Here is a 6,571-nt window from a genome sequence, read left to right on the forward strand (position 1 = left end):
CCTTCACCCCGCACCCGCGTTCACACACCGAGGCCTGGTCACACTGGCGACGACGCCACCAACACCGCGCCCGGCAATGCCACTACCAGCGACGACTCAAAGATCACGGCCTGCGGCTGTAGTACTACGGCTTCCGCACCCCGAGAACCAGCGCCTACGCACACGCAGCGTCACCAACCAAGTCACGGTGCCCGGTTAAGTTCGAAGACCCCGAATCAGTTCGGGCGAAATTGACGCGGTTCAGTTCTGGCCGTTTTCACCGGCCACCACCAATTCGCCCGGCCGAGCAATCGCATACTCGAGGGCACCAGCACGGCGCGCACCAGTGTCGCGTCGACCAGAACCCCGACGAACAAGCCGACACAGAACTGTTTGATGAACACGATGTCGCTGGACGCGAACACGGCGACGACGACCAGCACCACCACCGCGGCGCCGGTGAAGACCGGGCCGGATCGTTGCAGTCCCGCAACGATAGAGGCGTTGTTGTCCCCTGTCTCGGAGTAGTGCTCTCGAATACGTGACAGCAGGATGAACTCGTAGTCCATCGAGAAACCGATAAGTGCGACGAGCAGGATGATCGGCTGGAGCACGTCCAGATAGCCGGTCTTGGTGGCGCCGACGAGCCAGACGAGGTGCCCGTCCTGGAAGATCCAGGTGAGCGCGCCGAACGAAGCGCCGAGCGACAGCGCGCTGACCACCAATGCCTTCAGTGGCAGCAACACCGATTTCAGCAGCGCGGCGAGCATCAGGAACGCGGTGACAGCGATGAACAGGAGCACGACGGGCAGCCGGTCTCGTAACAGTTCGTAGCCGTCGAGCGCCATCGCCGCGGCCCCGCTGACGAGCACCTCGCCACCGGCGGGCGGTGGCAGTGCGCGGATCCGCCGCACCGTATCGAGCGCCGTGGCCGACTCGGCGGCGCCGGAGTAGACGTACTGCACGGCGTGGTGGCCTGCGGCCGCCGCGGTGACCGCGATTCTGGCGCCGGGAATCGTCGTGAGCTGCCGCGTCCACTGGCCGACGGCCACCTTGCCGTCCGGTGTGTCCACTGGCTCACCGAACCTGGTGACGACCTGCACCAGGTCGGCGGCAGGCAACGCGAAGTCGTCGCGCAACTGTTCGGTGGCCAGCCGAGCCGGATTCTGTGCGGGCAGTGACCGCTGATCGGGGTAACCCAGCGTGGTGTGCAGGAAAGGTGTGGTCAGAATAGCCAGCGTCACGACAGCCGCGATCAGATAGCCCACCGGCTCGGCGAGCACCGCGCGCCCGACCTTACCCCAGAATCGGTCGCCCGCTCCCGGTCTGCGCAACGGGGAGGGCAGCCGAAACCGCACCAGGTCGACCCGATGGCCGAGCACCGCCAGCACCGCGGGCAGCAACGTCACGCACACCACGGCCCCGACGAGCATCGCGAGTGCGGCGCACACGCCTATGGACCGGGTCAGCCCGATCGGGATGAACGTCAGCCCCAGGATGACAACAGCGATGGTCAGGCAGGAGAAGACACCGGTCCTCCCGGCAGTGGCGACGGTCACGACCACCGCTTCATCCACTGTGGACTGACGGGCCAGCTCCTCGCGGAAACGGCTGACGACGAACAACGCCGCGTCCACCGCGACGGCGAGTGCCAGTACCGCGACCGAGTTGACGGCCAGCACCGAGATGTCCATGAGCTCGGTCAACGGCCGCATCAGGCCGAGCGTCACGGCGAGGATCAGTCCACCGGTGACCACCGGCAGCAACGCCGCGACAAGACTGCGGAACACCAACAAGAGTACCAGGAAGATCAGGGGAAAGGCGAGCATTTCGGTACGTGCCATGTCTTCACGGGTGGCCGTGACCATGGCTTCGCGCACGGCGATCGGGCCGGTGTAGGCGACGGAAAGCGCTTCCGTGCGCAGCGCGGCACGGACGCGCTGGTAGTTCTTCGTCCGCTCGGTTTCGTTCGCGCCAGTCAGGGTGAGCCCGGCGACGGTCGCCCGGCGGTCGCCGGAGGCGAACATGAGGGCACCGCTGTTCCAGTAGGTGACCGCATGGACCACCAGCCCGGTGGGGAGGTCGTGCAGCGAGCTCTCCACCTCGGCGCGGAAACCGGGATCGTCGATGGTCTGCCGGGTGCTGCGATAGATCACGAGCACATCGGCGCCGCCTTGCGGGAGGTGGGTGCGCACCTCCTCGGCGGCCCGCAGCGATTCCGCGTCCCGTTGTAGTTCTCCACCGTAGGTGAACCGGTCGAAACTCGAGAAGCCGAGCGACGCGGCAATAGCCGCCAAGCCCAGCCCGAGCAGCAGCGTCGAGCGCCGGTGACGAACGACGAAACGTCCCAGTGCTTCGTACATTGCTACCGCGACCGCGATGCCGTCCGGCCTGCCTGTTCCAGTTCGGTCACCGCCTCGACCCACAACAGGCAGAGCTCTTCGCCGTCGGGCAGCTCGTCATCGAGCACGAAGCCGATGGTCGCCAGTTCCGCGTCGTTGTACAGATAGGCGCCCAGCCGGTGTTTGTTCGGCAGCGGCCCCAGCGGCGCCAACCGGGTCGCCGGCACGCCGCAGTGGTACAGCGCCGACTCCGGTCCTCGCATATTGCTGGTGATCATGCTGACGTACCGCGACGAGAAGGTCAGCGCGAACATCAGCCGCTGGAACCAGATCGGCAGCGAGCGCAGGCCGGCACTGGTGACGGGCACACGGGATGAGCCCTTCACCTGTGGCGTGGCCCCGGCGATGGCGGCCAGCCTCCTGAGTGGATCGGGTTCGTCGCAGGGCAGCAGGGTGCGCACCGCCGCAGCCTTGAGGCCCGGTCGGTGATCCCCCTCTCGGCGGTGCAGGTCCACTGGCATCAACGTCCACACCGGACTGATCCGCCCGCGCCGCCACGGGGTGTGCGGCCACTGTCGTATCGCACCCGTGACCGCGGCCAGGAAGACGTCGTTGACCGTTACCCCGTGTAGTTCGGCGACACGCCGCAGTCGTTCACGATCGACCGATGCCCAGCGGAACTGGCGTTTCCCTTTCTTGTTCTTGCCGCACCTGCTGAACGGCCTGCCGGCCAGTGGGAAGAACCCCGCGAGGAAGCGACCGGTTCCTCGGACCACGGTCAGAAGATCGGTCTTCTTCGTCTGTGGCGCCGGTGGCCGTACGGGCGGCTCCTGCACGGCGGGTATCGCGTCGAAAATCCGGTTCAGCACCAGAGTGATCGACGCCCCGTCGAGCACGGCGTGGTGTGTTTTCAGCAGCGCGGTCCACTCGTCACTGACGTAACCGTGCAGGAGCCAGACTTCCCACAGCGGCCGGTCACGGCGCAGAGGAACGGCGAGGACAGCCTCGACCACCGTCCGCAGACCACTCGGCCCGGAGCCCGGTGGGCACGCACGCGTGAAGAACTGCCCGGCGGCGTCCTGCTCGGATACACCCTCCCACATCCAAGGCCGGGTGGAACCGATCCGCACCCCGAGTGCCGGGAAGCTCACCAGCCGCGGCAGCACGTGTTCGCGAAATTCGTCGAGTGACGGCGCCTGGCCCGTCAGCCGAGCTATCCCACCGATCTGGAGTCTCCCCGTCGGGTACCACCTGTCGAGCCGCACAAAGGCCTCTTCGAGACCGCTCAATCGTTTCCCAGGAGCGGCACTCACTTACTTTCCCTCACGGCGTGCGATCGCTCATCATTCGTGACGTCACCCGGCCGATGATTCGTCAGCAGTTCGTGTCCTTTGACAACCACGATGCGCACGCCCGCTCCCTCGTTGTGAAGAAACAGAGTTTCGCGTCTCATGACCGGTCCCGCAAGTCGAGGCCAGGAACCGGAGTGCGACCATCAGGATTTTCCCCCGAAAGAGTTGCGCTGCCTTATCACTGAATCGGGGAATTGACAATCACTTGGGTGCATATTAAAAATGAGGGTTCCGTTCGTGCCGATTTCACAGGAGGTCGAACATGGATATAGCGGACGAATCAGAAACCCCAGCACCGAGCCCTCGATGGGGAACAGTACTCGGGGTCGGTGCGCTGGCGGTCGGCGCCGTCGTGATCGGCCCTCAGGTGGTGGACGCGGGCGATGCACAGGCTACGGCCTCCGCGAAAGTGAAGGTCACCTGTTCGGTCAGTCCGGTCGTCAAACTTTCGGAGAGACTGACCGAGAACAGCGACGAGAAACCGTTCACAGCGACTTTGCAGGCGGGTACCGCGGCCTGCGACGACACCCGAGAAGACAAGGCGAAGATCATCGGCGCGAGCTACGGGGAGCAGGCCATCGGCGCTAAAGGCAACTGCGCCAAGTTCAGCCTCACCAAGACTGAACTGAAGGTTGACTGGATCACTCTGGGTGGTCAGGGCGGAAAGAGCACCGTCACTATCGACGGCCAGGACGGTACCGAGATCGAACCCGGCGCGGTGACGATCGCGGACGGCCCGCTCAAGGGCTGGCAGGTGGCGGGCGAGGCGAACGACATCACGCCGGCAATCGCCACAGCACTCCAGGCCGCATGTAAGGCGGAGGGCATCACCGAGGCCGCCACGAGCGCGAACATCGTTTTCACGCCCAAACCGGCGATCTGAACATCGAGCGGGCATGGCCACCGCTTGCTCCCAGCAGGCGGTGGCCATGCCACAAGAGTGCCCTTGGCTCAAGGGGAACGTCAAAGTCTGTGATCTTGGCGTGAAGTCCGGTGTGGATGTGTGTCAGGGCCCTGCGTGTCAGGGTGAGTTGAGTCCAGTGGTTCACAGCGAACCGGCCTGACGCAGGGCGAGATTCGGATTGATTGACATGACCCGCAAGGCCAGGTCCTCGGTGGTCGAGGACGATGATGGGCGGATGGATTCCCAGCAGCCGCGTGGTGACGGGCCGAGGCGGCGGCGTGCGTTCAGCGCGCCGGAGAAGCTCGCGCATCTCAGCGCGTATGAGCAGGCGTGTGAGCACGGCGACGGTGGCGGGTATCTGCGGCGGGAGGGCTTGTACTCGTCATTGATCAGCGAGTGGCGCAAGCAGCGTGATGCCGGCGTGCTGGCGGGCAAGGCACCGGGTGAGAAGGTCGGCAGGCTGTCCGCGGAGCAGACGGAGATCGCCCGGCTCACACGGGAGAACGCCCGGTTGAGCAAGCGGCTGGACACCACCGAGGCCGCTCTGGAGATCATGGGAAAAGCGCACGCTCTCTTGGAAAGTCTGTCCGAGAGAGCGGATTCCGACGAGCAGCGCAAGAAACGCTGACCCAGGCCTACGCGTCGATGACCGCCGATGGCATGACCACCCGGCAGGCCGCGGTACTGACCGGGCTGGTGCGATCGACGGCGATCCGGCACGGCAGGGCCGCCCTGGCGCCTGCGCCGCCGATGGTGCCGCGCCCGGTACTGGACCCGGTGTACAAGCTGACGGTGCCGGAGCGCCTGCGGATTCTCGAGGTGCTCACCAGCCCGCGGTTCGTGGACCTCGCGCCGTTGCAGGTCTACGCCCAGTTGCTCGACGAGGGCGTGTACCGCCCCGAGTCGGGTGGAGGCTCTGGTATGCCCTGGGTTCTCCGGAGGTAGATTCCTGGATTTTTGTGCCATTCGATCTTGAGAGGGATGGCATGGGACGACGTGGATACCCGCCGGAGTTCCGGCGGAAGGTGCTGGACCTGATCGAGGCGGGCCGCAAGGTCGCCGATGTGGCCAGGGACCTTGAGATCAGCGACCAGACGATCTACACCTGGCGACGACAGGGCCGGATCGACCGCGGCCTTGAGCCGGGGCTGACCAGCGGCGAGAAAGCCGAGCTGACCGCCGCGAAACGCCGGATCACCGAGCTGGAGACCGAGCTGCGGGCGACGCGCCGGGCGATCGAGCTAGTGCGAGAGGTGGTGCCCCAAAAGGAGATTCGAGGCGATCAAGGTGATGGCCGCCGAAGGGATCCCGGTCGAGGTCGCCTGCCGGGTGGTGGACGTGTCGGTCTCCGGCTACTACGACTGGCTGTCCCGGCCGCCCGTCGGCACGGTCGATCCGGCACGCCTGGCTGACCGACCTGATCACCGAGGTGCACCAGACGTCCCGTGGGGTTTACGGGTCCCGCCGGGTCCATGCGGAACTCCGGCTGGGGCGGGGCATCGTGGTCGGGCACGGCGCGGTGGAGCTGCTGATGCGCCGCGCCGGCATCGTCGGCGTGATGGGCCGACCGAAGTGGCGGCGGGCCAAGCCGGACCTGATCGCCACCGATCTCGTCAATCGTGACTTCACCGCCACGGAGCCGAATCGTAAGTGGCTCACCGACATCACCGAGCATCACACCCGCGAGGGCAAGGTGTACTGCGCGGTCGTGCTCGACGTCTACTCCCGCCGTGTGGTGGGGTGGTCGATCGACTCCTCACCGACCGCGGCGTTAGTGACCAACGCGCTCGGCATGGCCATCGACAGCCGCCGTCCCGACGAGGGGACGATCATCCACTCCGACCAGGGAGTGCAATACGGATCTTGGTGTCAAGTACCGGGTTTGATGGAGGGTGTGATTACCCGCTCGGTGTCGGGACGGGTGCGGTTGTGTGGTGATGGTTGGTTTCGTGTTCCACGGGCGGGATCAGGCCGAGTTCGCCGTGTAGCCGGCG

The 6,571-nt window shown here is 65.8% G+C and carries 7 protein-coding genes; 5 read left to right on the plus strand and 2 right to left on the minus strand.

All coding sequences use genetic code 11. The features are described from left to right. Positions 1-215 precede the first annotated feature (215 nt). The gene (locus tag ABFX45_RS45645) at positions 216-2,342 is read right to left on the minus strand and encodes an MMPL family transporter (protein WP_346137338.1); all 2,127 of its coding nucleotides are present in this window, start codon (positions 2,340-2,342) and stop codon (positions 216-218) included. 2 nt (positions 2,343-2,344) lie between these two features. After that, the gene (locus tag ABFX45_RS45650) at positions 2,345-3,634 is read right to left on the minus strand and encodes a wax ester/triacylglycerol synthase domain-containing protein (protein WP_346137339.1); all 1,290 of its coding nucleotides are present in this window, start codon (positions 3,632-3,634) and stop codon (positions 2,345-2,347) included. A gap of 301 nt (positions 3,635-3,935) precedes the next feature. Here ABFX45_RS45650 and ABFX45_RS45655 point away from each other — a divergent pair, with 301 nt between their 5' ends. The 5 genes from ABFX45_RS45655 to ABFX45_RS45675 form a co-directional block, all read left to right on the plus strand. After that, entirely contained in the window at positions 3,936-4,556 is a 621-nt protein-coding gene (locus tag ABFX45_RS45655; RefSeq protein WP_346137340.1) for a hypothetical protein, read from the plus strand. Positions 4,557-4,764: 208 nt separating this feature from the next. Beyond that, positions 4,765-5,205: a hypothetical protein gene (locus ABFX45_RS45660; protein WP_346137341.1), complete on the plus strand. Its 441-nt coding sequence runs from the start codon at positions 4,765-4,767 to the stop codon at positions 5,203-5,205. A gap of 32 nt (positions 5,206-5,237) precedes the next feature. Then, entirely contained in the window at positions 5,238-5,522 is a 285-nt protein-coding gene (locus ABFX45_RS45665; protein WP_346137342.1) for a hypothetical protein, read from the plus strand. A gap of 41 nt (positions 5,523-5,563) precedes the next feature. Further along, positions 5,564-5,989 carry a transposase gene (locus ABFX45_RS45670; protein WP_346137343.1) on the plus strand — a complete coding sequence of 142 codons (426 nt, stop codon included), beginning with the start codon at positions 5,564-5,566 and terminating at the stop codon, positions 5,987-5,989. Between the two features lie 17 nt (positions 5,990-6,006). Continuing rightward, the coding region (locus tag ABFX45_RS45675; RefSeq protein ID WP_346137344.1) for a DDE-type integrase/transposase/recombinase at positions 6,007-6,571 on the plus strand (565 nt) is incomplete at its 3' end.

Source organism: Lentzea roselyniae, from assembly GCF_039537795.1.
GTDB lineage: Bacteria > Actinomycetota > Actinomycetes > Mycobacteriales > Pseudonocardiaceae > Lentzea > Lentzea atacamensis.